Annotated in this window: 24 protein-coding genes and 1 riboswitch; of the genes, 9 read left to right on the forward strand and 15 right to left on the reverse strand. The window is 63.2% G+C overall.

Annotation, left to right across the window (positions count from 1 at the left end; translation table 11 throughout):
• Window positions 1–243 precede the first annotated feature (243 nt).
• The 3 genes from yidD (at window position 244) to thrS (ending at window position 3747) form a co-directional block, all read left to right on the forward strand.
• Window positions 244–606: a membrane protein insertion efficiency factor YidD gene (gene yidD, locus IHE39_RS05990; protein ID WP_192565819.1), complete on the forward strand. Its 363-nt coding sequence runs from the start codon at window positions 244–246 to the stop codon at window positions 604–606.
• Between the two features lie 225 nt (window positions 607–831).
• Window positions 832–1617 (forward strand): class D beta-lactamase, encoded by a 786-nt coding sequence (blaOXA, locus tag IHE39_RS05995; protein ID WP_343070068.1) that lies wholly within the window; start codon window positions 832–834, stop codon window positions 1615–1617.
• Window positions 1618–1770: 153 nt separating this feature from the next.
• Entirely contained in the window at window positions 1771–3747 is a 1977-nt protein-coding gene (gene thrS, locus IHE39_RS06000; RefSeq protein WP_192565820.1) for a threonine--tRNA ligase, read from the forward strand.
• Window positions 3748–3801: 54 nt separating this feature from the next.
• Here the strand turns inward: thrS and IHE39_RS06005 are convergent, their stop codons facing one another.
• Together IHE39_RS06005 and IHE39_RS06010 are read right to left on the reverse strand one after the other, a co-directional pair.
• Window positions 3802–3999 (reverse strand): hypothetical protein, encoded by a 198-nt coding sequence (locus IHE39_RS06005; protein ID WP_192565821.1) that lies wholly within the window; start codon window positions 3997–3999, stop codon window positions 3802–3804.
• A gap of 207 nt (window positions 4000–4206) precedes the next feature.
• Window positions 4207–5178 carry an RgsD C-terminal domain-containing protein gene (locus IHE39_RS06010; protein WP_184769146.1) on the reverse strand — a complete coding sequence of 324 codons (972 nt, stop codon included), beginning with the start codon at window positions 5176–5178 and terminating at the stop codon, window positions 4207–4209.
• 139 nt (window positions 5179–5317) lie between these two features.
• Here IHE39_RS06010 and IHE39_RS06015 point away from each other — a divergent pair, with 139 nt between their 5' ends.
• Both IHE39_RS06015 and IHE39_RS06020 read left to right on the forward strand, forming a co-directional pair.
• A complete protein-coding gene (locus tag IHE39_RS06015) occupies window positions 5318–5902 on the forward strand; it encodes a nitroreductase family protein (RefSeq protein ID WP_192565822.1) in 585 nt (194 codons plus the stop codon).
• A gap of 5 nt (window positions 5903–5907) precedes the next feature.
• The gene (locus IHE39_RS06020; RefSeq protein WP_184769148.1) at window positions 5908–6513 is read left to right on the forward strand and encodes a flavin reductase family protein; all 606 of its coding nucleotides are present in this window, start codon (window positions 5908–5910) and stop codon (window positions 6511–6513) included.
• 3 nt (window positions 6514–6516) lie between these two features.
• Here the strand turns inward: IHE39_RS06020 and IHE39_RS06025 are convergent, their stop codons facing one another.
• Window positions 6517–7398, reverse strand: coding sequence for an HpcH/HpaI aldolase/citrate lyase family protein (locus IHE39_RS06025; protein WP_184769149.1), 882 nt, complete (start codon window positions 7396–7398; stop codon window positions 6517–6519).
• Complete coding sequence (locus IHE39_RS06030) at window positions 7398–7850, reverse strand: MaoC family dehydratase (RefSeq protein ID WP_184769150.1); 453 nt, start codon at window positions 7848–7850, stop codon at window positions 7398–7400. Before IHE39_RS06030 ends, IHE39_RS06025 begins: the two co-directional genes overlap by 1 nt.
• A gap of 149 nt (window positions 7851–7999) precedes the next feature.
• On the opposite strand from IHE39_RS06030, the gene IHE39_RS06035 reads away from it, so the two are divergent.
• The gene (locus tag IHE39_RS06035) at window positions 8000–9121 is read left to right on the forward strand and encodes a DUF2336 domain-containing protein (protein ID WP_184769151.1); all 1122 of its coding nucleotides are present in this window, start codon (window positions 8000–8002) and stop codon (window positions 9119–9121) included.
• Window positions 9122–9239: 118 nt separating this feature from the next.
• Here the strand turns inward: IHE39_RS06035 and parE are convergent, their stop codons facing one another.
• The gene (gene parE / locus IHE39_RS06040; RefSeq protein ID WP_184769152.1) at window positions 9240–11300 is read right to left on the reverse strand and encodes a DNA topoisomerase IV subunit B; all 2061 of its coding nucleotides are present in this window, start codon (window positions 11298–11300) and stop codon (window positions 9240–9242) included.
• Window positions 11301–11558: 258 nt separating this feature from the next.
• Here parE and IHE39_RS31215 point away from each other — a divergent pair, with 258 nt between their 5' ends.
• Entirely contained in the window at window positions 11559–12785 is a 1227-nt protein-coding gene (locus IHE39_RS31215; protein WP_434781283.1) for a GGDEF domain-containing protein, read from the forward strand.
• A 56-nt stretch (window positions 12786–12841) separates the two neighbouring features.
• Here IHE39_RS31215 and gcvP read toward each other — a convergent pair whose 3' ends face one another.
• The 8 genes from gcvP to IHE39_RS06085 form a co-directional block, all read right to left on the reverse strand.
• Window positions 12842–15652 (reverse strand): aminomethyl-transferring glycine dehydrogenase, encoded by a 2811-nt coding sequence (gene gcvP, locus IHE39_RS06050; RefSeq protein WP_192565823.1) that lies wholly within the window; start codon window positions 15650–15652, stop codon window positions 12842–12844.
• Between the two features lie 14 nt (window positions 15653–15666).
• Window positions 15667–16035 carry a glycine cleavage system protein GcvH gene (gene gcvH, locus IHE39_RS06055; RefSeq protein WP_184769155.1) on the reverse strand — a complete coding sequence of 123 codons (369 nt, stop codon included), beginning with the start codon at window positions 16033–16035 and terminating at the stop codon, window positions 15667–15669.
• 5 nt (window positions 16036–16040) lie between these two features.
• A complete protein-coding gene (gcvT, locus tag IHE39_RS06060) occupies window positions 16041–17141 on the reverse strand; it encodes a glycine cleavage system aminomethyltransferase GcvT (RefSeq protein WP_184769156.1) in 1101 nt (366 codons plus the stop codon).
• 147 nt (window positions 17142–17288) lie between these two features.
• Window positions 17289–17375, reverse strand: a riboswitch (glycine riboswitch).
• 119 nt (window positions 17376–17494) lie between these two features.
• A complete protein-coding gene (locus IHE39_RS06065) occupies window positions 17495–17875 on the reverse strand; it encodes a helix-turn-helix domain-containing protein (protein WP_184769157.1) in 381 nt (126 codons plus the stop codon).
• A gap of 158 nt (window positions 17876–18033) precedes the next feature.
• Window positions 18034–18825, reverse strand: a complete 792-nt coding sequence (locus IHE39_RS06070; RefSeq protein WP_184769158.1) for a molybdopterin-binding protein — start codon at window positions 18823–18825, stop codon at window positions 18034–18036.
• A gap of 1 nt (window position 18826) precedes the next feature.
• Window positions 18827–19702, reverse strand: coding sequence for a cytochrome b/b6 domain-containing protein (locus IHE39_RS06075; RefSeq protein ID WP_192565824.1), 876 nt, complete (start codon window positions 19700–19702; stop codon window positions 18827–18829).
• Between the two features lie 120 nt (window positions 19703–19822).
• Window positions 19823–20479: a DUF1345 domain-containing protein gene (locus IHE39_RS06080; RefSeq protein WP_184769160.1), complete on the reverse strand. Its 657-nt coding sequence runs from the start codon at window positions 20477–20479 to the stop codon at window positions 19823–19825.
• Window positions 20476–20949: a YaiI/YqxD family protein gene (locus IHE39_RS06085; RefSeq protein ID WP_184769161.1), complete on the reverse strand. Its 474-nt coding sequence runs from the start codon at window positions 20947–20949 to the stop codon at window positions 20476–20478. The genes IHE39_RS06080 and IHE39_RS06085 overlap by 4 nt, the downstream gene beginning before the upstream one ends.
• A 65-nt stretch (window positions 20950–21014) precedes the next feature.
• Between IHE39_RS06085 and IHE39_RS06090 the strand changes: the two genes are divergently transcribed.
• Window positions 21015–21359 (forward strand): cupin domain-containing protein, encoded by a 345-nt coding sequence (locus tag IHE39_RS06090; RefSeq protein WP_192565825.1) that lies wholly within the window; start codon window positions 21015–21017, stop codon window positions 21357–21359.
• Between the two features lie 13 nt (window positions 21360–21372).
• Here the strand turns inward: IHE39_RS06090 and IHE39_RS06095 are convergent, their stop codons facing one another.
• Together IHE39_RS06095 and IHE39_RS06100 are read right to left on the reverse strand one after the other, a co-directional pair.
• Window positions 21373–21846, reverse strand: a complete 474-nt coding sequence (locus IHE39_RS06095; protein ID WP_184769163.1) for a GNAT family N-acetyltransferase — start codon at window positions 21844–21846, stop codon at window positions 21373–21375.
• Window positions 21846–22973 (reverse strand): S-(hydroxymethyl)glutathione dehydrogenase/class III alcohol dehydrogenase, encoded by a 1128-nt coding sequence (locus tag IHE39_RS06100; RefSeq protein ID WP_192565826.1) that lies wholly within the window; start codon window positions 22971–22973, stop codon window positions 21846–21848. Before IHE39_RS06100 ends, IHE39_RS06095 begins: the two co-directional genes overlap by 1 nt.
• Window positions 22974–23273: 300 nt before the next feature.
• Between IHE39_RS06100 and dnaE the strand changes: the two genes are divergently transcribed.
• Complete coding sequence (gene dnaE, locus IHE39_RS06105) at window positions 23274–26723, forward strand: DNA polymerase III subunit alpha (RefSeq protein ID WP_192565827.1); 3450 nt, start codon at window positions 23274–23276, stop codon at window positions 26721–26723.
• Window position 26724: the final 1 nt, after the last annotated feature.

A 26724-nucleotide genomic window follows, 5' to 3' on the forward strand; every position in this document is an offset into this window, starting at 1 on the left:
GCTTACGCGGAGATGTTCCGCATCGCGACATTCCAGGGCGACCATGTCACCCAAAGAACAAAGTGCTGCGACGCCGACCGGCTTCAACTCGATGCTCCGCAACGACGGTGCCCCCACCGCGGGGCGAAGCTTGGCTGGCATGCGTGACACGGCGCCGCAGCGGCGAGGTCCTAGATGCCGAACATTGCGTCTGCATGGCGGAACGGACATCTATACCGAATAGATTCCGATCCGGCGGAGACGATGGACCACGGTCACGACCATAGACACGGCGCAGCAGCGCTCGGCCGCAACTGGCCCGGGCCGTGGCGCAAGACGCCGGGACGCGTGTTCGGAACATCACTGGTGCGGCTCTACCAGCTGACGCTGTCGGGTTTCATCGGCAATTCGTGCCGCCATATGCCGACCTGTTCGGAATATGCGCATGAGGCAATCGCGCGCCACGGCTTGTGGGCCGGCGGCTGGATGGGGCTGTTTCGCGTTCTGCGCTGTGGCCCGTGGGGAACGCATGGCATCGACCGCGTGCCGGAGATGCTGGCCCAGCCCTATGCCTGGTACGTGCCTTGGCGCTACTGGCAGATCGGCCGCAGGCGATCAGGGCACTGAGCCGGGAAAATACGCGATCCGTGCTGCGCATCACGCATATCAGTTAATCGAGATGTTTGGCGGTTTACGATTTGATCAGGCTAAGACAGCTTAGTCGAGTTTAAGCCATATTCGAGACAATTGCCGTCCATAGTCCTTTGGCGCCAACCGACAAAGGATGTCACGACAGTGCCTGCTTCATTTCGTCGATCTTCGTTCCTTGCAATCTTTACGTTCCTTGCCTCAGTGCCTTTCGCGCAAGCGCAGGTAGGGGCCAATACCGCAGCACTGAAGCCGGCGCTCGAGTGCACGCTGATTGTCGACGCCCAAAGCGGCGCTACGCTGCGCCGCGACGGCATTTGCGACCGTCGCGTAAGCCCCGCGTCGACGTTCAAGGTCCCATTGGCGCTGATGGGCTACGATGCCGGCATCCTCAGTGACGCGCACACCCCGCGCTGGGACTACAAGCCGGGGTTCAACGCCGTGAAGCGCGACCACAGGCCTGTCGACCCGACGATATGGGAGAAGGATTCGGTTGTCTGGTACTCGCAGCAGATCACCCGTAAGCTCGGCAACGAGCGTTTTGGCGGCTATGTCAGCGGCTTCGGCTATGGCAATGGCGACATCACAGGCAATCCGGGCAAGAAGGATGGCCTGACGCATTCCTGGCTGAGCTCGTCGCTGAAGATCTCTCCGGATGAGCAGGCTGTCTTCATCAGGCGAATTCTCGACCGCAAGCTTCCGGTTTCTGCGAAGGCGTTCGAAATGACCGAAACCATCCTGCCTGTGTTCGACGCCGGCAACTGGAAGGTCCAGGGCAAAACCGGCACCGGTTGGCAGACCAACAAGGCAGGCGCAACCGACCGCAACAGGCCGTTTGGCTGGTTCGTCGGCTGGGCCGAGAAGGGCGGCCGAAAGGTCGTGTTTGCCAAGCTGTTCGTCAACAGCGGCAAGAGCCCGGTTCTGCTCGGGCCAAAGGTACGCGCCAACTTCCTGGCGGAACTGCCAGGGCTGATGGAAGCGGCCAACTAGGCTCATGCCTCCATCAACCGATAACGGCGGCGCTCAAAGCGCCGTTGTCCGGCTTTACGAGCTTGAAAACTCCCCCTAAAAGACCGCTCGTGCCGGACGCTTCCGGTTTTTAACCACCCGCGCTCGTTTGCGGGACTGGATAGGAGAAGAACGTTGTCGAATTCCGTTTCCCTTACATTTCCCGATGGTTCCGTCCGCGAATATGACGCGGCGCTGACCGGTGCTGGCCTGGCCGAGTCGATCTCGAAGTCGCTGGCCAAGAAGGCGGTGGCATATGTCGTCGACGGCACTGTGCGCGACCTTTCCGACCCGCTCGGCAAGTCCGGCAAGGTCGAGATCGTCACCCGCGACGACCCGCGCGCGCTCGAGCTGATCCGCCACGACACGGCGCATGTGCTGGCCGAAGCCGTGCAGGAGCTGTGGCCGGGAACCCAGGTCACCATCGGGCCCGTCATCGACAACGGCTTCTATTACGATTTCGCCCGCAACGAGCCTTTCACGCCCGAGGATTTCCCGGCGATCGAAAAGAAGATGCGCGAGATCATCGGCCGCAACAAGCCGTTCACCAAGGAGGTCTGGTCGCGCGACAAGGCCAAGCAGGTGTTCCGCGACAAGGGCGAGGCCTACAAGCTCGAGCTGATCGACGCGATTCCCGAGGACCAGAACCTCAACATCTACGCGCAGGGCGAGTGGTTCGACCTGTGCCGTGGCCCACACATGGCCTCGACCGGCCAGATCGGCAGCGCCTTCAAGCTGATGAAGGTCGCCGGCGCCTATTGGCGTGGCGATTCCAACAACCCGATGCTGACGCGCATCTACGGCACGGCCTGGGCTGACCAGGCCCAGCTCGACCAGTATCTCCATATGCTGGAAGAGGCGGAGAAGCGCGACCACCGCCGTCTCGGCCGCGAGATGGACTTGTTCCATTTCCAGGAAGAGGGACCAGGTGTCGTGTTCTGGCATGCCAAGGGCTGGAAGATGTTCCAGAACCTCGTCAGCTACATGCGCCGCCGCCTCGATCAGCAGGGTTACCAGGAAGTCAACGCGCCGCAGGTGCTCGACAAGTCGCTGTGGGAGACCTCAGGCCACTGGGGCTGGTATCGCGATGCGATGTTCAAGGTGACGGTCGCCGGCGATGACACCGACGACGACCGCGTCTTTGCGCTGAAGCCGATGAACTGCCCGGGCCACGTGCAGATCTTCAAGCACGGGCTGAAGTCGTACCGCGACCTGCCGGTCAAGCTCGCCGAATTCGGCAACGTCCACCGCTACGAGCCGTCGGGCGCGCTGCACGGACTGATGCGCGTGCGCGGCTTTACCCAGGACGACGCGCACATTTTCTGCACCGAAGAGCAGCTCGCCGCCGAGTGCCTGCGCATCAACGACCTGATCCTGTCGACCTATGCTGACTTCGGCTTTGACGAGATTTCGGTGAAGCTGTCGACGCGGCCCGACAAGCGCGTCGGCTCGGACGAGGCCTGGGACCATGCCGAGGAGATCATGAGCAATGTGCTCAAGACCATCCAGGCGCAGTCGGGCAATCGTATCAAGACGTCGATCAATCCGGGTGAGGGCGCCTTCTACGGCCCCAAGTTCGAATATGTGTTGCGTGATGCCATCGGCCGCGAATGGCAGTGCGGCACCACGCAGGTCGATTTCAACCTGCCCGAACGCTTCGGCGCCTTCTACATCGGCTCGGATTCCGAGAAGAAGCAACCGGTCATGGTGCACCGCGCCATCTGCGGTTCGATGGAGCGTTTCCTCGGCATCCTGATCGAGAACTATTCGGGCCATTTCCCGCTGTGGTTCGCCCCGCAGCAGGTGGTGGTGACGACGATCACCTCCGATGCCGACGACTATGCGAAATCGGTCGCGGCCAAGCTCAAGGCGGCCGGCCTCTCGGCCGAGGTCGACCTGCGTAACGAGAAGATCAACTACAAGGTCCGCGAGCATTCGCTGGCCAAGGTTCCGGTCATTCTCGTCTGCGGCAAGCGCGAGGCCGAGGAGGCTACGGTCAATGTGCGCCGTCTCGGTTCGCGCGACCAAGTGTCGATGGGCCTCGAGGAAGCCGTCGCAGCACTTGTTGACGAAGCGATGACGCCGGACAGGCGCCGCGCCGCGATTGCCTGAGACAGACAAAAAGGGCGGCTCGATGCCGCCCTTTTCGTCCCAGAGGTTCAGAAATCAGAACGACTTGCTGAACCTCAGCCTCCCCCCCCAGGATTCAAAGTCATCGTCGCCGACACCGTCATAGAAGGCCGAGGCCGACCATGACCCGACCTGGCCGCCCGACAGCGAAAAACCGACTTCGCCACAGTCGTTGGGATCGATCTCCGAAGCGACGACTTTGACGCTCTGGTTGCGGTCGGCAACAACGGTCAAGTCGCGTCTGCAGATGCGGTCGCGGTTCTTTGCAATGATCGTGTAGTCACTCGAGAAGGAGCTCAGTCGGCGCCTTCGTTGGGGGGCGAGCGCGGCAGCTTCCGAGGTGACGACTTCGACGCCCAGTTGCACCAACAACGGCGAAGTCGCGCCTGCAGATGCGGTCGCGGTCTTTTGCGATGATCGTGTAATTGCCCGAGAAGGAGCTCAGTCGGCGCCTTCGTTCGGGTCCAGCGCGGCAGCTTCCGAGGCGACGACTTCGACGTCCTGGTTGCGGCCGGCAACGACGGTGAAGTCGCGCTGGTAGATACGGTCGCGGTTCTTGGCGATGATCGTGTAGTCGCCTTCCGAAAGAACCATCGAAGCGAACGCCCCGACCACTGCATCGCCCAGCGGGTCGCCGGATTCCGTCAGCACCGACCAGGATGTGTCGGCGATGGCCTCGCCGCCGGCGTCGCGCACCAGCTTGAAGGTCACGTCGGCGGCGCGGTGCTCGACCGTTGCTTCGGTCAGCTTGCCGGCTTCGACGCGGATGTCGGAGCGAATGACGGCGTTGACGCCGCCATATTTCGAGACGACGTGATAGGTGCCGGAGTTGAGCCGAACCACCGAATTCGGGGCGACGTTCGGGATGATCAGCGCACGTTCGCTGTCGCTGCCGGTGTCAGCCTCGAAGATCGAGAATGTGAGCTTGCCCGGCGGGATGCGGACACCACCGGAAAGCACCGCATCAAGCTTCAGCCCGCCGGCATCGAGCACGAGGCCCTCGCGCTTGCCCTGCTTGCCGACGGTGATGCGCTTGGTCGCGCCCGCACGGCCGTAGGACGCATGGACGAGGTAGCTGCCGGGTGGCAGCTGGAATATGCTGGTGCCGCCCTGGGCCGAGGCCACCAGAGGCAGCTTGCCGTCCGGGCCGGCCTCGGGGCTGAACACCCGCCAGACCAGGCCACGGCCGATATCGCTGCCCTTGTCGGTCAGCTGCGCGGTCAAAGTGATCTCGCCAAGGGCGCTCGTTGCCAGAGGTTCGTCGCCGCGCGGAGAGGCAAAGCTCGAAATGCCGGGAAGGCTCAATCCATCGATGGCGGCAGCGCCATCCTGCGCGAAAACGGCCGCAGGCTGCACCGAAAACAGTGCGGCACCCAGAATCGGCACGAAAAGTCGGAAGCGTCCCCTAGACATGCCTTGTTTGAAGCGCAAGGCGGTGGCAATTTCAAGGCTATTCCGGCGTGATGGATTCTCAACCGCACTGCGCCGATGCCAGAGCAGCCACCATTTACGGACAGGCGCTTCAGCCCAACATCCAAGGAGTGCCCGCGCCGTGACATCGCCGATCATCGATTTCCTGCTTACCCGCAATTCCGCGCCGATCCCCGAGTTGCGCGCACCAGCGCCTTCCGACGGTGAGATCGCGACGATTCTCGCAGCCGCAAGCCGCGTGCCCGACCATGGCCGGCTTGAGCCCTGGCGCTTCATTCTTTATCGCGGTGAGGCGCGCATCGAGATCGGCCAGAAGCTGGCCGATCTGGCTGAGCGCCGGGAAGGGCCGCTGCCGGAAGGGCGGCGAAACCAGGAGCTCGCCCGCTTTTCGCGCGCGCCGCTGGTCATCGGCGTCGTCTCTAGCCCCAAGGATCACCCCAAGATCCCCGAGTGGGAAATGTTCCTGTCGGGCGGCATGGCGGCGATGAACCTGATCACGGCGGCCAACGCGCTCGGCTACGGCACCAACATGATCACCAACTGGTATTCGGATTGCGAAAAGGGCCGCGCGCTGCTGGGCTTGGCGCCGCATGAGCGTGTCGTCGGCTTCATCCACATCGGCTCCTATGATGGTCCCGGCCAGGAACGCCAGCGTCCTGACGTGGCAAAGCTCTATGCCGACTACTCCGGGCCGTGGGAGGGCTAGGCCAAGTGTTCTACGAACCGTCGGATGGCCACGGCCTGCCGCATGATCCGTTCAAGGCGCTGGTATCGCCGCGGCCGATCGGCTGGATCTCGACAGTCGGGAAGGACGGCGCGGTCAATCTCGCGCCCTATTCCTTCTTCAACGCCCTGTCCGGCAAGCCGCCGCTGGTCTGGTTTTCTTCAGAGGGCCAGAAGGACAGCGCGACCTTTGCCGACGAGACCCGCGAGTTCGTCGCCAACATAGTCGGGCGGGACCTGGCCGAAAGGATGAACAGGAGTTCTGTCAACGCGCCGCGCGGCGTCAACGAATTCGGCTATGCCGGGCTGACGCCTGCGCCATCGCGACTGATTGTGCCGCCGCGCGTTGCAGAGGCGCCGGCGGCACTCGAATGCAAGGTCACAGAAATCTTTCGGCCGAAGGGCCTGGACGGCCAGGAGACCGGCGCCATCGTCGTTATCGGTGAGGTCGTCGGCGTCCACATCGACGAAGCCTATCTGACCGCCGGGCTGTTCGACGTCGTCAAGGCCGGCAACGTCTCGCGCCTCGGCTACATGGATTATTCGACCATCGATGCCGTCTTTTCGATGCGCCGGCCGCGCTGGGAAGACTGAGCCTCAGGCGCCGACGCCGGCGGCGCGCGCCCGCGCCAGCAGGCGCTGGGCGAGCCTGAGATGGGGCCTGTCGTACATCTTGCCGTTGATGCCGACCACGCCCGGATTGCCTGCCTCCTCAAAAGCAGCGACGACGGACGCTGCGCGGGCCACCGCCTCGGCGGTCGGCGTGAACGCCTCGTTGATGACGGCGACCTGGTCCGGATGAATCGCCATCTTGGCGGTGAAGCCGTCGCGCTCGGCCTCGAGGCACTCGGCGCGCAGGCCCTCGCTATCGCGGAAATTGACGAAAACCGTATCGATGGCCGCGACATCGGCGGCTGCCGCACCCAGCACGGTCATCGACCGGGCAAGCCGGAACACATCGGTGTAGCGGCCGTCACTGTCGCGCGCTGCACGTGCGCCGATGGCGGCCGAAAGGTCTTCGGCACCCCAGGTCAGTCCAGCGACGCGAGCACTTGCGCCGACGTAGCTTGCGGTCGCCAGCACGCCGGCTGCGGCTTCCGTGATGATCGGGATGATCCGGATGGCTCCGTCCGGCAGGCCGTTTTCCGCTTCATGCACACGCAGCTTGGTCGATAGATGCTGGACGTCGGCGCCGGAATTCGACTTCGGCAACATGATGCCATCGGGCGCAATCGGCACGATCGCCCTGAGGTCGTCGTCGGTAAGCCCCGTCGACAGGTCGTTGACACGGACGTAGATCAAAGCCCGCGTTTCACCGCGCCGCCTAGCGATGAAATCGGCCGAAACGCCACGCGCATGAGCCTTGTTGTCGGGAGCGACCGAATCCTCAAGGTCGACGATGACGACGTCGGCGGCTGACGAAAAGCCGCGTTCGAGCTTCTTTTCGGAATCGCCTGGTACAAACAGCAAGGAGCGCATCAGGCCGCCTTCTTCTTCATCATCGCCTGGCGCTGGCATTTGGCGACAAGCGCGCCATCCTGATTATAGGCGCAATGCAGGAACTCGACGATGCCGCGATCGTTTCTCGATTTCGATTCGCGCACCGACAGGATCTCAGTCTCCACGCGGATAGTGTCGCCATGAAAGACCGGGTGCGGGAAGGTGGTTTCGGTCATGCCGAGATTGCCGATGGTGGTGCCGAGTGTCGTGTCATGCACCGAAATGCCGATCATCAGGCCGAGTGTGAACAGCGAATTGACCAGCGGCTTGCCCCATTCGCTCTTGGCGGCGAAATCGAAATCGATGTGCAGCGGCTGCGGGTTAAGCGTCATCGTCGAGAAGAACATGTTGTCGCTCTCGGTGACGGTCTTGGTGAGCTGGTGCCGGATCACCTGGCCGACTACGAATTCCTCAAGATAAAGACCAGCCATCCACAGCTCCTCCTGTTGTGCCGATTTGATAGGCGCTGCCTTGGCGCCCGGCAAGCGGGTTAACGGATATGGTGAACCGTTCGTAAACCTTTTCTTCTTAGGGTCGCTTCAGGGGTTTGGTACGGGTTGTCGGGGGCGCGGAAAAACGAATGGTGGTCTCGCATTTCCTGAAATGGATAGACACCGCCAAGGTGAGCGAGCGGGTGGCTGCTGCGGCCGCCCTGGCGAGCGCTTACGTCAATCGCGAGATGCCGTTCGAGGATCGCTGTGCTGCCGAAGCGGCGCTGACCCTGCTGCTCGACGATCCATCGTCGAAGGTGCGCCAGGCATTGGCCGAAGCGCTCTCGATGAGCGTGCATGCGCCGCTCCAGATCATTTCAGCACTTGCCGCCGACCAGCCCGACGTCGCCGCCATGGTGCTCGCGCGGTCGCCGTTGCTGACCGACGCCGATCTCATCGACCGCGTCGCATCGGGATCGACCGTCATCCAGAAGCTCGTTGCCGACCGGGCCGTCGTGTCGATGTCGCTTGCAGCCGCGCTCGCCGAAGTCGGCGAGGCGGAAGCCTGCGTCGTCCTGCTGCAGAACTACGGTGCCAGCATTGCCTCGCTGAGTTTCCGCCGCATGGCCGAGCGCTTTGGCCACGATGCACGCGTGCGCGAGGCACTTGTCGCCGATCCGCGCCTGCCGTCCGACTGCCGGCACTTGCTGCTGGTCAAGCTTGGTGAAGCCTTGAAGGCATCGCCTTTCGTCATGGCGTTGATGGGTGCAGCGCGTGCGGAAAAGGTGACACGCGACGCCTGCGTCAAAGCCTCTCTGACACTCATCGAAGGCACCCGTGCCAACGAGCACATGGCCCTTGTCGAGCATCTGCGCTTGCGCGGTGATCTGACCGCGAGCTTCATCATCCGCATCCTCGCCCATGGCAAGGTCGATTTCTTCGGCGCCGCCCTGGTCGTCCTGACTGGCCGCGACGAGCCACGGGTGAGGGCGCAGCTGTCGGCAGGGCAGGATGTTGCGTTGACCGCATTGTTCCGCTCCGCTGGTCTGGCGGACGCGACGCATGCGATCATCCTGCGGGCGCTGAAGGTCTGGCGCGAGGTGGCCAATGGCCGCCGTGTCGCCGGCGCGCAGGAAGTCAGCTGGCTGATGCTCAAGGAATTGGGCGGCCAGGCCGCCGAAGGCGAAATGGCCGGATTGGTGAAGTCGATCCACCTCGAGGCCCTGCGTGAAAACGCCCGCGGCCATGCCCTGGCAATTGCGGCCGCCTAGCGGCTCGAAATCGGAATCGATTTCCGGGAAGACGCATCCACGATCCAGGGCACCTCACGATCCAGGGCACCTATTGTGCGTCCAACCGGACGCTCGGTGGTCCACGTTTCGGCGACGCTCAAATATCCAGCACTTCCGTCTGCGCAAACTCGGCGCGTTCCTGGATGAAGCGGAAACGCAGCTCCGGCTTGGTGCCCATCAGTGCGTCGACGGTCGACTTGGTGGCGTCTTCGGCGTCGATCACGTCAACCCGGAGAAGCGTGCGCTTCTTGGGGTCCATCGTCGTTTCCTTGAGCTGGCTCGCCATCATCTCGCCGAGGCCCTTGAAGCGGCCGATCTCGACCTTGCCGCGGCCGTTGAACTCGGTACGCAGAAGCTCTTCCTTGTGGGCGTCGTCGCGGGCGTAGCCGACCTTGCCGCCCTGGCGCAGGCTGTAGAGCGGCGGCACGGCCATGTAGAGATGGCCACCATGTACCAGCTGCGGCATTTCCTGGTAGAAGAAGGTGATCAGCAGCGAGGCGATGTGGGCGCCGTCGACGTCGGCGTCGGTCATGATGATGACGCGGTCGTAGCGAAGGTCCTCGTCGCGATACTTCGAACGCGTGCCGCACCCCAGCGCCTGGATCAGGTCGGCGATCTGCTGGTTTGCGGTCAGCTTGTCGTGGCCAGCGCTGGCGACGTTGAGGATCTTGCCGCGCAGTGGCAGGATCGCCTGCATCGAGCGGTCGCGCGCCTGCTTGGCCGAGCCGCCTGCCGAATCGCCCTCGACGATGAACAGTTCGGCACCTGCGGCGGCATTCTGGGTGCAGTCGGCGAGCTTGCCGGGCAAGCGCAGCTTGCGCACAGCGCTTTTGCGCGACACTTCCTTTTCCTGACGCCGGCGCACGCGTTCGTCGGCGCGCGCAATGACCCAGTCGAGCAGCTTAGAAGCTTCCTGCGGATTGTCGGCGAGCCAGTGGTCGAACGGATCGCGGATCGCCGTTTCGACGATGCGCATCGCCTCGACGGTCGCCAGCTTGTCCTTGGTCTGACCGACGAACTCCGGCTCGCGGATGAACACCGACAGCATGCCGGCTGCCGAGATCATCACGTCTTCGCTGGTCATGATCGCGGCGCGCTTGTTGCCGACGAGGTCGGCATAGGCACGCAGGCCGCGGGTCAGAATGTTGCGGAAACCCATCTCATGGGTGCCGCCGTCGCCGGTCGGGATGGTGTTGCAGTAGGAGTTGATGAACCCGTCGCCGCCAAACCAGGTGACGGCCCATTCGACCGAGCCGTGGCCGCTTTGCTTCTCGCTCTTGCCCGAGAAGATTTCGCGGGTGACCTGCATCTCGTCGCCGAGCGAGGCCTTGAGATAGTCACCGAGGCCGCCGGGGAAGTGAAATACCGCCTTGACCGGTGTCTCATCCTTTTCCTTGAGCAGCGCCGGGTCGCAGCTCCAGCGGATTTCGACACCGCCGAACAGATAGGCCTTCGAGCGCGCCATCTTGTAGATGCGGGCCGGCAGGAAATGCGCGCCCTTGCCAAAGATGTCGGGGTCGGGATGGAATCGCACTTTGGTGCCGCGTCGGTTGTGCACGTCACCCAGGCTTTCGAGCCCGCCTTGCGGGACACCACGCGAAAAACGCTGGCGGAAGAGCTGGCGGCCACGCGCGACTTCGACTTCGAGCTGGTCGGAGAGCGCGTTGACGACCGAGACACCGACGCCGTGCAGACCGCCCGAGGTCTCATAGACTTTGGAATCGAACTTGCCGCCGGCATGCAGCGTGGTCATGATGACCTCGAGCGCCGACTTGTTCTTGAACTTGGGGTGCGGATCGATCGGAATGCCGCGTCCGTTGTCTGTTACGGTGAGAAAACCCTCGGCGTCGAGCTCGACCTCGATGAAGGTCGCATGGCCGGCTACGGCCTCGTCCATCGAGTTGTCGATGACTTCGGCGAAGAGATGGTGCAGCGCCTTTTCGTCGGTGCCGCCGATATACATGCCTGGACGGCGGCGCACAGGTTCGAGGCCCTCGAGAACCTCGATGTCGGCCGCACTGTAGCTGTCACTTGCGTCCTTTACCGGAGCAGGGCGCTTGGCTGCTGCAGCGGCGGCGACCAACGGGTCGACCGGACGGGCTACGGGACGTGCTGGCTCGGGGCCGAGATTGCCGAAAAGGTCGCTGTTGTCGTCCATGCTCAATACGGTTATTCCGCGTTGCGAATCACTTTGTCGAGTTTGCCAGTTTTGCCGGTCCGGCAACAGTTCCTGATCTGTTCGTACACCGCCAGTTCGATATGCGCGAATTGGCGGGATTGGCGCAACCATTCGTAAACGCTATCCGAAGTCGCAGCACTCAGGCGGCGATTGCGGCGGCTCTGCAAGGTTGCGGCTAACCCGGAATGTCCAATAACTGCTGCCCGAACATTCGGACATCTGGAAGGCCGCGCCCCCGTGCTTGACTTCGGTTCCTTGTTGCTCGCCACGGCCCTGTCGGGCGCGTGTCTGAGCGGAACGCTCGTCGCGATCTGGCTGACGGCGCGTCAGTCCCGTTTCGTGCTCACGATGGCGGTGGGGATACTACTTCTCGTCTCTCATGTCATCGCCTTTTGGCTCTATGGCCAATATGCCTCGCCATGGCTTGGGCAGGCCATGCTTTCCCTGCTGGTGGCTGGCTTCTTCGTCGTCTTCACCTCCGCCGACCAGTATATCGAACGCGGCTGGTCGGGACCTGCCACCATGCCGATCGCCGCCATCATCGCGTTGACGGTTGTTGTGACGGCAGCGGGCTACGACGGCCTCGGCTTCGTCATCGCCTATTCCACGGTCACCGGCATCCTGATCATGATCGCCACCGCGTTCTGGACCAGCAAGAATGTCGACCGGCGGGTGCTTGCCCCGGTTTCGCTGCTCACCGGCAGCAGCGCCGTGTCTTTCGCGCTGTGTGCTTTCGTCATCGTCCAGCAGAAGCAGTGGGTGCTGGGAGGCGTGCCCAGAAACTGGGCCGAGGACGTCAACACAGTCGTTGTCGTCGCCTGCATGACCGCGCTCGGGGCGCTCACCATTTCCTTTCATCACTTGCGCACCCAGAGCCGGCTGACCGAGGAAACCCTCACCGACCCGCTGACGGGGCTGATGAACCGGCGCGCGCTCAGTTCTCTCCACGACGGCACGCGCTTTGGCCCTGGCATGGCGCTGGCCATGGTCGACCTCGACCACTTCAAGCGCACCAACGACGTGTTCGGTCATGCCGTAGGCGACCGGGTGCTGCAGCGCTTTGCCGATGTCGTGAGGCGCCAGTACCGGCACGGCGTCGAGGGCTTTCGCCTCGGCGGCGAGGAGTTCGCCATTGTCGGGAATGAGTGCGCTGGAGGTCTACGAGACACTCCGCAAGATCGGCGCGTCCTTTGGCGCCGAGGTCGTCGGTACCAAGCTTGGCCCACTGAGGAGCACCGTCAGCGTCGGTGTCTGTTTCGGAGACGACGAGGCGAAAAGCCTGGAGCAACTGCTGCTCGGCGCCGACGCAGCTCTCTATGCAGCCAAGCGGGCAGGCCGCAATCGCGTCGCCACAGCCGAGACCGCCGGCAACGGGGCATACCGCGAGCCCGAGCTGCTGTTTGCCTGACAGCGGCGGCTTGTTGCCGGAGGCGAGGCATTCAAGCCTTTGAATCAAGTGTATGAATAAAATCGGCGGCGCCCGTGAGGTGCGCCGCCGATGAAGTTGTTCGCCGGTCAGTTTACTCGGCGGCGCCGAGGTATTCGCTCAGCGGCGGGCAGGCGCAGACCAGGTTGCGGTCGCCGGCGACGTTGTCGATGCGCGACACCGGCGGCCAATACTTGGCGACGGTGTCGGGATCGCCGCCGGGATAGGCCGCTTCCAGACGGGAGTAGGGATGCTTCCACTCGCCGGCCAGCGTTTCGGTTGCCGTGTGCGGAGCATTGACCAGCGGATTGTCATCCTTCGGCCACTCGCCCTTTTCGACCTTTGCCGCTTCGTAGGCGATGGCGATCATCGCTTCGCAGAAACGGTCGATCTCGTGCTTTGGCTCGGACTCGGTCGGTTCGACCATCAGCGTCCCGGCAACCGGCCACGACATGGTCGGCGCATGGAAGCCATAGTCGATCAGGCGCTTGGCGATGTCCTCGACCGAAATGCCGGCACGCTCCTTGAGTACGCGGGTGTCGAGGATGCACTCATGTGCCACACGACCGTTCTTGCCCTTGAACAGCACGGGATAGTGCGCCTCGAGCTTGCTGACGATGTAGTTGGCATTGAGGATCGCCGTTTCCGTCGCCTGCTTGAGGCCCGAAGCGCCCATCATCCGGATGTACATCCAGGTTATCGGCAGGATCGAGGCGCTGCCGAAGGGGGCCGCAGAGACCGCATGCGCGCTACCGATTTCGACGTGGCCGGGCAGGAATGGCGCCAGGTGCGACTTGACGCCGATCGGGCCGATGCCGGGGCCGCCGCCGCCATGCGGAATGCAGAAGGTCTTGTGCAGGTTCATGTGGCAGACGTCGGCACCGATGTCGGCCGGCCGCGAAAGTGCGACCATCGCGTTCAGGTTGGCACCGTCGAAATAGACCTGGCCACCATGGGCATGCACGATGTCGCAGATGTCGCGCGCGCCTTCCTCGAACACGCCATGCGTCGAGGGATAGGTGAACATCAACGCCGCGAGCTTGTCGGCGTGCTGCTCGGCCTTCACCTTGAGATCGGTGACGTCGATGTCGCCGTCTTCGAGGCAGTGCACGACCACCACGTCCATGCCCGCCATCGCCGCACTGGCCGGGTTGGTGCCATGCGCCGAGGACGGGATGAGGCAGATGTTGCGCTGCGTCTCGCCACGCGAATGGTGATAGCGGCGGATCGCCAGCAGGCCGGCATATTCACCCTGGCTGCCGGCATTGGGCTGCAGGCTGACGGCGTCGAAGCCGGTGATTTCGCACAGCCATGCTTCGAGGTCATCGGTCATCGCGCGATAGCCGAGCGAATGGCTGGTCGGCGCGAACGGATGCAGGTTGGCGACCGACGGCCAACTGACCGGCATCATCTCGGCAGCGGCATTGAGCTTCATGGTGCAGGAGCCGAGCGGGATCATGGCGCGGTCGAGCGCCAGATCCTTGTCAGCCAGCCTGCGCAGGAAACGCATCATGTCGGTTTCCGAGCGGTTCTGGTGGAACACCGGCTGGGTCAGGAATTCCTTGCCGCGCGGATTGCCCGGAAGCGAGCGCTTGGCTTCGGCTACGACCTTTGCGCCAAACAGGGTAGCGATCGCTTCGAGATCGGCAGCGGTCGAGGTCTCGTCGAAGGCGACCGAGACATGGTCGGCGTCGATGACACGCAGCAGGCGGCCGGTCTTCTCGGCCTCGGCGGCAAAGGCCTCGGCCTTGCCCTTGGCTGCGATGGTGACGGTGTCGAAGCGCTTGTCGCCAAGCACCGACAGGCCGGCGGCCTTCAGGCTCTCGGCTAGACGGCTCGCCAGCGCGTGGACACGCTCGGCGATCGCCTGCAAGCCGACCGAGCCGTGCCAGATGGCAAAGGATGCCGCCATGTTTGCGAGCAGGGCCTGTGCCGTGCAGATGTTCGACGTCGCCTTGTCGCGGCGGATGTGCTGCTCGCGGGTCTGCAGGGCGAGGCGGTAACCCGGACGACCCTTGCTGTCGACCGACTGGCCGACGAGGCGGCCCGGCATCAGGCGGGTCAGCTTGTCGGAGACGGCGCAATAGGCGGCGTGCGGACCGCCAAAGCCCATCGGCACGCCAAAGCGCTGCATCGATCCGGTGGCAATGTCGGCGCCGAGGCTGGCTGGCGTGTCGGTCACGGTCAGGCTGAGCGGATCGGAGACGAAGATGACGATGGCGCCGACGGCCTTGGCCTGCTCGATCGCCGCCTTGTGGTCGCCATAGACGCCGTTGGTATCAGGCCAGGAAACGATTAGCGCAGCCGTGTTGTCGTCGATGGTTGCGCCGTCGATCTCGGTACCCAGTGGCTCAGCGCGGGTGCGAACGACGTCGAGGACCTGCGGATGCGCTGCACCTGCAATGGCGACGCGGCTGCGTTTGTCGCGGTGATGGCGCAGCGCGATGCCGACGGCCTCGGCGACGGCGGTCGCTTCGTCGAGCAGCGAGGCAGAAGCGACGGGAAGGCCGGTGAGTTCGGCGACCAGTGTCTGGAAGTGGAACAGGAGCTCCAGACGACCCTGGCTGATCTCGGCCTGGTAAGGTGTGTAGGCGGTGTACCAGGCTGGGTTTTCGAACAGGTTGCGCTGGATGACCGGAGGCACGTTGACGCCGTGATAACCGGCACCAATGAAGCTCTTCAGCACCTTGTTGCGGCCCATCTTCTCGCCGAGCTCGGCAAGCGCTTCATGTTCGCTCGCCGGTGCAGGCAGGTTGAGCGCGCGGTCGAGCCGGATCGATTTCGGCACGGCCTGCGAAATCAGCGTTTCCACGGAGGGTACGCCGATGGCGGTGAGCATGGCGCGGGTTTGTTTTGGGCCGGGCCCGATGTGGCGGGCCGAAAAGGGGTAGGGTGCGGTGGTCATCTCAGGCGATCCTGTCAACCGATATGGGCTTTGTAGCCCGCTTCATCCATCAGGCCGTCGAGCTGGCCCGCATTGGCGATCTTCATCTTCCACAGCCAGCCGTCGCCGGTGGCAGCCGAATTGACGAGCGCCGGGTCGGACGAGAGCGTTGCGTTGGCTTCGGTGATATCGCCGTCGATCGGCGCATAGACGTCCGAAGCGGCCTTGACCGATTCGACAACGACGGCGACGTCGCCCTTGGCGAGCTTGCGGCCGGACTCCGGCAGGTCGACGAAGACCAGATCGCCGAGTTGTTCCTGGGCGTAGTCGGTAATGCCGACGGTAGCGATGTCGCCTTCAACGCGGATCCACTCGTGGTCTTCGGTGAAATAGGTCTTGGTCATGGAAATTATCCTTTGCGGTAGCGATGCTGCGTGAAGGGAAGCGAATGGACGTCGACGGGCACCTTGGTGCCGCGGACGTCGGCGAAGACGCGGGTGCCGGCCTTGGCCAGCGGTGTCGAAACGTAGCCCATGGCAACAGGGAAACCGGCGGACGGGCCGAAGCCGCCCGAGGTGACGCGGCCAATCAGCTTGCTGTCCGCGTCGAAGAGCTCGGCGCCGGAGCGAACCGGCTGGCGGCCCTCGGGCTTCAGGCCGACGCGCTTTTGCTTGGCCCCGTCAGCGAGGATCGTTGCAAGGGCCGCGCGGCCGATGAAGGCGCCGTCAGCGCGCAGGTCCTTGGGGATCGCCCACATAAGACCGGCACTTGCCGGGTCGTTGTCGGGGGTGATGTCGTTGCCGTGCAGGCAAAGCCCGGCTTCGAGGCGCAGGCTGTCGCGGGCGGCAAGGCCGATCCACATGGCGCGTTCGTCTGCCAGAATCTTGCCGAGCAGTTCGCGTGCGTCCGCCTCCGGCAGGCCGATCTCGAACCCGTCCTCGCCGGTGTAGCCGGAGCGGCTCATGAACCAGTCGGCACGCGGCTCGAAGCCCTGCATGAAGAACAGTTCTTCGGTGGCGAGGCCGGCCTTGCCGAGCACGGCAGCAGCTTCCGGTCCCTGGATCGCGATGAAGACGCGGTCGAGCGGCTCGATCGTGGCGTCGAAATCCTTGGCAAGCGTGCGCAGATGCGCCTCATCGGTCGCGGCATTGCCGGCGTTGGCGACCACCATGAAGCGCTCGTCGCCGAGGCGCGTGATGATCAGGTCGTCGATGATGCCGGCGGCTTCGGTCAGGAAGAAGGTGTACTTCGACTGCTTGACATCAAGCGCACGCGCATCGAGCGGGCAGGCCCGGTTGATGAGGTCGGCAGCGCCCGGTCCGGTGACCAGGAACAGCTTCATATGGGAAATGTCGAACAGTCCGACATGCTCGCGGGTGTGAAGGTGTTCCTTCATCACGCCGGCCGGGTAGGTCAGCGGCATGTTCCAGCCGGCAAAGGCGCCAAAGCGCGCTCCAGCGGCGGCGTGCAGGTCTGCAAGGGGTAGTTGGTTCGTATGGTCGCCCGTCATGTCTTCTCCAGAGTCGCACGTGTCCAGCCGCTGTGGCGGCCATTCCGTGCCCCTCTGTCTGAAGCCTGAGAGACTCGCGCTCCGGAACTCTGTCGGCAGCGCTTACACCTTCGGCGCGGGAGCAAGTCCCGACTTTCCAGAGTGTCCTTCCTGTTTACGGTTCTTTTGCCTGAGAGATTTCGGGCGATTTCCCCTTCGGCGTCAGCTTTCGCTGCTCTCTCCCGCAAACAGGTGGAGCCCGCAAAGGCCCCAGACGAGTCGTCAATATCTCAATGACGACGCTTTGTCACCTAGACGCGCAGTGCTTATTCACCGGAAGGATAGTCCCAACCAATACTTCCGGGTGGCCTGCCTCAGGCGCCTGCATTTTCCAGCTTGCGCAGGTCGCGCTCAAGCTGGCCAATCAGGTTGCCGGTCTGGCGGTGCAGCCGTCGCAGCCGTTCCATCTGCAGCGAGATCGAGGCGGCAGAGAGATCGTCTTCACGCGGCGCTGGGCCGATGCCGTGCAGGATCCACGAAATGCTGGTGCCGAGCAGCCCGGCCAGCTTGGTGATGCGGTGCGCGCCGGGCTGCGAGCGGTCGCGCTCCCAGGCGTTGACGGTGGCGATCTTGATCCCGAGGCGCCAGGCTAGGTCTCCGGTGCTGAGGCCGCTGGCTTCGCGGGCCCGTGACAGGCGTCCGCCAATGGTGTCGAGATCGGGTGATTGTTCATAGATATTCGTGGTGTCGGACACCAGAGGGGCCTCCTGTCGTGGGTTGGATTTGGGCCGAGAAAATGTCTGGCGGCTGGCTGCGAGCATCGACCACATGTGCCGGCCGCGCAACCGCAAGATCCGGAAAAAGCGCCAAACTATTGAAAAGGCGAGGCGATAACTGAATTCAGTCGGAGAGATCAAATGCCGCCATACCAGTCGTAGCCGCGGTCTTCCCAGTAGCCGCCCTTGCCGAGACCCATGGCACCGAGGCCGTCGACCAGTTCGATCCTGTGGAGGTATTTCGGCATCTTGTAGCCGAGCTGGCGCTCGACGCGCACCCTGAGCGGGGCGCCATTTTCGACGGGCAGCGGCTTGCCGTTCATGCCATAGGCGAGGATCGTCTGCGGATGCCGTGCGTCGATCAGGTCGATCGAGCCATAATATTTGACCTCGCCGGAGATGCTGCGCTCGATCGTGTCGAGGCAGTGGAAAACGACGTAGCGGGCACTTGGCTTGACCGTGGCGGCGTCCAGCACCAGCGCCATCGGCACGCCTGTCCATTTGGCGATGCAGCTCCAGCCTTCGACACAGTCATGGCGGGTGATCTGGGTGCGCGAGGGCATGTTCATCAGTTGCTGGCGCGAAAGCGACAACGGCTTGTCGACCAGACCCGTCACTTCCAGACGCCAATCGGCGAAGTCGCCTGCCTGAAGACTTTTGTAGACGCTGTCGTCAGGCGCGGTGATGCCGTTGGGGCGTTGCGGTTGGCGAATATCGGCCTCGGTGAACTCCTGGGCCAGTGAGTCGCGGCCGGCCAGCAGCCGCTGGACGTGGTAGGTCAGGTCATTGGCGCCTTCGAGGACATTGCGCACCCCGTTGTCGCGATCGGCAAGGAAATCGAAGGCGTCGCAGCCGGAGAGCGCGACCGTCGACGCCCCGAGCGTTGCGGCGGTGAGAAAGCTACGACGGCTGAGCTGGAACTTGGGCATCTCAGGCGCTTCCTTCGTGATTTTCGTCCGCCGGCGGATCGGTGCGATACCAGCCGGTGAAGATCGAGCGCAGTTCGTTGATCGGGCCTGCCGCGAGGATCATCAGTATGTGGATGATGAAGAAGCCGACGAGCAACGCCATGGCAACGAAGTGGATGGTGCGCGCAGTCTGCCGTCCGCCAAGCAGGTCGGCGAGGAATGGCACGGCTGCATTCATGCTTGGCGACATGGCGAGGCCGGTGATGATCATCAGCGGCAGAAGCACGAACAGCACGCCGCCATAGGCCAGCTTCTGCAGCGTGTTGTAGTCGCGGCTGTGGTGGAATTTCAGCCTTGCGTGGTCGACGATGTCCTTGGGTAACCGACGCAGATCATTGGCGCGGGGTGTTAGGTCGCGGCGCAGGTGGCCGTTGAGCAGGCTGGCACCGAGCCAGACGAGCAGCGTAGCAGACAGCATCCAAGCAAAGAAGAAGTGCACGACGCGGCCGGTGGCGAGATCCTGGCCGGAGGGAATTGTTGCCCATGCCGGGAAGGCGCGCGCGCTTGGATTGGCAGTCGATCCCGACACGCCGAGCACTCCCGTCGTGTTGAATCTGTTTCCTAGAATCGTCGTGTAACCGACTGGTCCTGTGGAGCTATTCTCTGCTCCAATCACCAGAACGTCGTTGCTGAAGGCAAAGCCGGACTGCTTGCCGATGTAGAGTGCGGGATGGGCGTTGAAGATCTGCAGGCCGCTCAGCAGCAGGAAAAACAGTGAAAACGCCCATATCCAATGCGTAAGGCGCGTCCAGCCTGACTGCCGGTAGACGAGCGTGCCTTCGCTCGTCGGCGCCGAGCCGTCATCCGCCTGCTGCACCAATCGTGCCTGGCTTTCCATCGCGGCTGATCTCCCGTGGCATCGGCCGTTGCGGGACGACATCTTACGCCCCTTCGCAAAGGATTACGCTTGGGCGCCGGGAATTGTTTCGCTGTCGCGATGATATTCGCGTGAGCCGCTTCAGCTTGCCAGCGAGACCACCAGGTTGACTGCGGCGGCGACGATGATGGTGTTGAAGAAGAACGACAGGATCGAATGGACCAGCGCCGCCTTGCGCATATGCGTCGATGAAATGTTGGTGTCGGCGGTCTGCGCCGTCATGCCGATGACGACGGCGAAATAGAGGAAGTCCCAGCCGCAGGGGCGTTCGGTGCCGGGAAAGATCAAGCCGCCGACTGGCTTGCGGCTGCGTGTCGATGCGGTTTCAGTCTTGCTGTCGCCTTTCCAGTAGAGGCGGGCGTAGTGCAGGGCCGCCATGGCATGGATGGTCAGCCAACCGAGCGGCAGCGACAGCAGCGAAAACGCCAGCCAGGTGGGATGCGGGACCTTACTTGCGTTCATCACGACGAACAGCGAGCCGACGGCCACCACGACGATGCCGATCGTGACCAGGAAGATGATCCAGATAGGCTCGTCGGCCTGTTGGGCGCGCCGGCTGAGGAAGTCCGCCGTCAGCCTCGGCATCTCGCGCAGCACCAGGAAGATGTAGGTGGCGAAGAACGCATTGGCGGCAATGCTGTAGCTGAGCGGGTGCTGGAGCAGCATGGCCGCAGCAAGCGCCACAAGTCCGACGCCTAAACTTGCCAGGAAGATGAAGTGGCGGCCGAACGGCTTCATGGCGCCTGGACCGCCTTGAGGGCCCGGCGCGCGATCTGGTCGAGCGCGCCGAGAAAGCGTGAGCGGTCTTGTGGCGCGAAGGACGCGTTGTAGCCCTTGCTCTCGCCTGTTTCCCGCAAATGCTGCTTCAGATCGCGCATGGCGACCGCCATGCCGATGGTCTCCGGCGTGAACGGCCTGCCGGTTGGGCCGAGCACATGCGCGCCCAGTGCGACGGTCCTGGCGGCGAGCGGGATGTCGGCGGTGATGACGATGTCGTTGGCGCGGGCATTTTCGACGATCCAGTCGTCGGCGGCGTCGGCGCCCTTGGACACCACGACGTTGCGGATCATCGGATCGCGTGACGGCCTAAGGCCGCCATTGGACACGAAGGTCACGACGAGATCGAGCCGTTCAGCGACCTTTACCACCTCGTCCTTCACCGGGCAGGCGTCGGCGTCGACATAGATGAGCGGGGCATTTTCAGACATTTCTGGCACGGTTCCGGGAAAGCATATCTTTGGCTATGGTCGAGCGCGTCGAATGGAGGCCGACCATGGCACATCTGATCAATCGCGAACAATGGGCCGAAAAGCCCGACGCATGGCATGGCGAGTTCGAGGGCGGTGCCTATGGCGCGGACGTCTCGGTGGTGTTCTTCTCAAGCGACAAGGTCGGCGGCGGCCCCAGGCTGCACACCCATCCCTATCCGGAAGTCTTCATCGTCCGCGTCGGGCGGGCGCTGTTCACTGTCGGCGACAAGACGATCGAGGCGGAGGCCGGCCAGATACTGGTCGCGCCGGCAAACACGCCGCACAAGTTCACCAATCTCGGGCCCGGCCGGCTGGAGACAACCGACTTGCATGTCGCCGGAAGCTTTGAGACGACCTGGCTGGAATGAGGCCGCGTGCGCTTCAGGCGCTTGTGGACGAGACCGGCCTGAGCATGTCGATGTGAGGGATGTCGTCCTCCAGATACTCCTCCGACACGGTGTCGAAGCCGAAGGACGCATAGAACTTCTCGAGATGGCTCTGCGCCGACAGTGCGATCGGCCGGCCCGGAAACAGCCGCTCGCAGGCGGCGATGGATTCGGCCATCAGCTTGTCGCCGAGCCGCTTGCCACGATGATCGGGGGACACCACGACCCGGCCGATATAGGCCGGATCGTCTTTGCCGGTTGGGGCGATGATGCGCGTGCTTGCCAGCAATTCCGTGCCGGCAAGCAGCCTGAGGTGCAGGGCCTCGGGGTCCTTGCCGTCCATTTCGGGGAAAGCGCACTTCTGTTCGACGACGAAGACGTCGAGGCGCATCTTCAACATCGCATAGAGGGCGCGCGGGGACAGCTCGTCCAGGCCCCTGACGTCGACCTCGTATGCGATCGTGCTCATCAGTAAACGACCACGCTTCTGATGCTTTCGCCCGCATGCATCAGGTCGAAACCCTTGTTGATGTCTTCGAGCTTGAGCGTATGCGTGATCATCGGGTCGATCAGGATCTTGCCCTCCATGTACCAGTCGACGATCTTCGGAACGTCAGTACGGCCACGCGCGCCACCAAAGGCGGTGCCCTTCCAGGTCCGTCCGGTGACCAGCTGGAACGGCCGCGTCGCAATCTCCTGGCCGGCACCGGCGACACCGATGACGATCGACTCGCCCCAGCCGCGATGCGACGCTTCGAGCGCCTGTCGCATCACCTTGACGTTGCCGGTGCAGTCGAAGGTGTAGTCGGCACCGCCGATCTGGTCGGCACCACGCTTGGTCATGTTGACGAGGTAAGGCACGATGTCGCCTTCGACCTCCTTCGGATTGACGAAATGCGTCATGCCGAACTTTTCGCCCCAGGCCTTGCGGTCATTGTTGATGTCGACACCGATGATCATGTCGGCACCGGCAAGACGAAGACCCTGCAGCACGTTGAGGCCGATGCCGCCAAGGCCAAAGACGATCGCCGTCGAACCGATTTCGACTTTTGCCGTGTTGATGACGGCACCGATGCCGGTGGTCACCCCGCAGCCGATGTAGCAGATCTTGTCGAACGGGGCGTCCGGGTTGACCTTGGCCAGCGCGATCTCGGGCAGCACGGTGAAGTTCGAAAACGTCGAGCAGCCCATATAGTGGAAGATTTTTTCCCCACCGATCGAAAACCGGCTCGAACCATCCGGCATCAGGCCCTGTCCCTGCGTCGAGCGGATCGCGGTGCACAGGTTGGTCTTGCGGCTGAGGCAGGACGGGCAGGAACGGCATTCGGGCGTATAGAGCGGGATGACGTGGTCGCCCTTCTTGAGCGAGGTCACACCCTTGCCGACATCGACGACGACACCGGCACCTTCATGGCCCAAAATGGCAGGGAAGATGCCTTCGGGATCGGCACCCGACAAAGTGAACTCGTCGGTGTGGCAGATGCCGGTCGCCTTGATCTCGACAAGCACCTCGCCCTCGCGCGGCCCTTCGAGGTCGACCTCCATGATCTCGAGCGGCTTTCCAGCTCCAACGGCGACTGCAGCGCGGGTTTTCATGGCGATGTTCCTTCAAGCAAACAGGGGGCAAATATCGGCGGCAAGGTTTCAGGTTTTGCCAAAGCGTTCAACCGTCAAGGCGACGCATGACGGTCGCAAAACGGCGGTTGCGATGATACTCCACAAGCGGTTTCCGGCGCGACCCCTTGCGGGATGGACATGGTGGCTGGCGTGGCCGAACATGCCGGTGAAATTCTCAGATTGATGGCAGACGATTCGATGTCGAGTGACAGGCTCCCACGCGATCCACTGAAGCGTGAAGCGCTCATAAGGGCTGAAAAGCCAGAGACTTCCGAGCGGATGTTCATTCATCTTCGCGTACACTCTGCCTACTCGCTGCTCGAAGGTGCGCTCAAGCTCGACAAGGTCGTCGGACACGCAACCAAGGACGAGGCACCCGCCATCGCCGTTGCCGATACCAACAATCTGTTCGGCGCGCTCGAATTCGCCCAGAAGGCGACCAAGGATGGCGTGCAGCCATTGATCGCTTGCCAGGTCGATGTCGACTTCGCCGACGGTGGTGACAGCACCCAGCGCGGCCAGGGATGGAAGCAGGCGCTCGATCTGTTTCCCGTCGTTTTGATTGCCGCGACCGAAGCCGGCTACGCCAACCTCGTCAGGTTGGTCAGCCGCCTCTATCTCGAAACCCCGAACGGCGAACCCGTGCATGCCAAGCTTGATTGGCTTGCCGCCGCCGCGGATGGCATCATCTGCCTGACGGGCGGTCCTCGTGGGCCGATTGGCGCTGCCATCAAGAGCGAACACACGGTCATTGCCGAAAGCCGCCTGCTGACCTTGAAGCAGATGTTTGGCGACCGGCTTTACGTCGAGCTCGAGCGTCTGGTTGGTTACGACCGGGTGGTCGAGGCGGCAACAATCGAATTGGCCTATCGGCACTATCTGCCGCTAGTCGCGACCAACGAGGCGTTCTTCGCCAAGCGCGCCGACTTCGACGCACATGACGCGCTCATCGCCATCGCCGAGGGATCTGTCGTTGCCGAAGACAATCGCCGCAGGCTGACGCCAGACAATTTCCTTAAATCCCAGAAGGAGATGGCTGAGATCTTTGCCGATTTGCCTGAAGCAATCGACAACACGGTCGAGATCGCCAGACGCTGTTCCTACTATCCCAGGAATCGCAACCCGATCCTGCCGCGCTTCACCGGCGGCGATATCGCCGATGCCGAAGCGGCCGTCGCTGCCGAAGCGGCGGAACTGGCCCGCCAGGCTCGCGAGGGTCTTGTCATGCGGCTGGAGACGCGCGGACTGTCGGCGGGTTACACGCCCGAGCAGTACCAGGAGCGCCTCGAATACGAACTCGGCATCATTGAGCGCATGAAGTTTCCCGGCTACTTCCTGATCGTTGCCGACTTCATCAAATGGGGCAAGCTGCAAGGCATCCCCGTCGGCCCTGGCCGCGGTTCGGGCGCTGGTTCGCTGGTAGCTTATGCCCTGACCATTACCGACGTCGACCCGCTGCGCTTCTCGCTGCTGTTCGAGCGCTTCCTCAATCCCGACCGCGTCTCGATGCCCGACTTCGACATCGACTTCTGCCAGGACCGGCGCGAAGAGGTCATTCGCTACGTCCAGGGCAAGTATGGCCGCGACCAGGTCGGCCAGATCATCACCTTTGGAACGCTGCAGGCGCGCGCCGTGCTGCGCGACGTCGGCCGCGTCTTGCAGATGCCCTACGGCCAGGTCGACAAGCTGTGCAAGATGGTGCCGCAGAACCCGGCCAATCCGGTAACGCTCGGCCAGGCGATCGAGGGCGAGCCGCGCTTTGCCGAGGAAGCCGAGCGCGAGCCGATCGTGCAGACCCTGCTCGACATGGCGCAGAAGCTCGAAGGCCTCTATCGCCACGCCTCGACGCACGCCGCCGGTATCGTCATCGGCGACCGCCCGCTGTCCGAACTGGTCCCGATGTACCGAGACCCGCGCTCGGACATGCCGGTCACCCAGTTCAACATGAAATATGTCGAACAGGCCGGCCTGGTGAAGTTCGACTTCCTTGGCCTGAAGACTTTGACGGTGCTGCAGAAGGCGCTGGAGTTCATCAGCCGCCGTGGCGTCGACATCGACCTCGCGCTGATCCCGCTCGACGATCCCTTGACATACGCCATGCTGTCGCGCGGCGAGACCGTCGGCATCTTCCAGGTTGAAAGTGCCGGCATGCGCAAGGCGCTGATCGGCATGAAGCCCGACCAGATCGAGGATATCATCGCGCTGGTGGCGCTCTACCGCCCCGGCCCGATGGAGAACATCCCGACCTACAATGCCCGCAAGCATGGCGACGAGGAGATCGCCTCGATCCACCCGATGATCGACCACCTGGTGAAGGAGACCCAAGGGGTAATCGTCTACCAGGAGCAGGTCATGCAGATCGCGCAGGTGCTGTCGGGCTATTCGCTCGGCGAAGCCGATCTGCTGCGCCGCGCGATGGGCAAGAAAATCCGCGCCGAGATGGACAAGCAGCGCGAGCGCTTCGTCACCGGTGCCGTGGACAAGAAGGTCAGCAAGCCGCAGGCCAACGCGATCTTTGACCTGCTCGCCAAGTTCGCCGACTACGGCTTCAACAAGTCGCACGCCGCAGCCTACGCCATCGTCTCCTACCAGACGGCGTATCTGAAGGCGCATTACCCGGTCGAGTTCCTCGCGGCCTCGATGACCTACGATATGTCCAACACGGACAAGCTGAACGACTTCCGTCAGGACGCGATGCGCCTTGGCATCGATGTCGTGCCGCCATCGGTCATGACCAGCTTCCGCGACTTCGAGGTCGGCGAAAAGAAGATTTTCTACTCGCTGGCCGCGATCAAGGGCGTTGGCGAGGCTGCGGTGCAGCACATCGTTGCCAAGCGCATGGAAAAGCCGTTTGCCAGCCTTGCCGACTTTTGCGAGCGCATCGACCCGAAACTGGTCGGCAAGCGTGTCTTCGAAAGCCTGATCATGGCCGGCGCGCTCGACTGTTTCGGGCACGAACGGGCCGCGATGATGGCGGGCATCGAGCGCATGATGGGCCTTGCTTCGCGCGCCCACGAAAACGCCACACTCGGCCAGTCCGACATCTTCGGCAGCGCGGCCTCAGGGCAGGCGCCGTCGTTGCACCTGCCGGTCGCCGATGCCTGGCTTGCTGCCGACCGCCTGCATCGCGAATTCCAGGTCGTCGGTTTCTACCTCTCGGCGCATCCGCTCGACGAATACAAGGCAGCGCTCGAAAAAATGCGCGTCCAGAACTGGGGCGACTTTGCTGCCGCCGTTAAACGTGGTGCGACCGCGGGCCGTCTGGCCGGCACGGTGACGACCAAGCAGGAGCGCAAAACCAAAACCGGCAACAAGATGGGCATCGTCCAGTTCTCGGACGTGTCGGGCCAGTATGAAGCGGTGATGTTCTCCGAAACGCTGGCGCAGTACCGCGACCTGTGCGAGCCCGGCAAATCGGTGGTGGTCACGGTCGCCGCCGAGGACCGTCCGGAAGGCGTCAGCCTGCGCATCCAGACGGTGCAGTCGTTGGAGGATGAAGCGAGCCGGGTGCAAAAGACTTTGCGCATCTTCGTGCGCGACGCAGCACCGCTCAACATGCTGTCCAACCAGCTGACGGTGCGCGGCGAAGGCGAGGTCAGCTTCATCGTGCTCAAGGGCGAGGCCGAGGGCGAGATCGAAATCGAGCTGCGCGAACGCTATCGCATCACGCCGTCGATTGCGTCCGCCATGCGCGCGGTGCCGGGTGTGGTCGAGGTTGAGCTGGTTTAGC

This window comes from Aminobacter carboxidus (assembly GCF_014863355.1).
GTDB lineage: Bacteria > Pseudomonadota > Alphaproteobacteria > Rhizobiales > Rhizobiaceae > Aminobacter > Aminobacter carboxidus.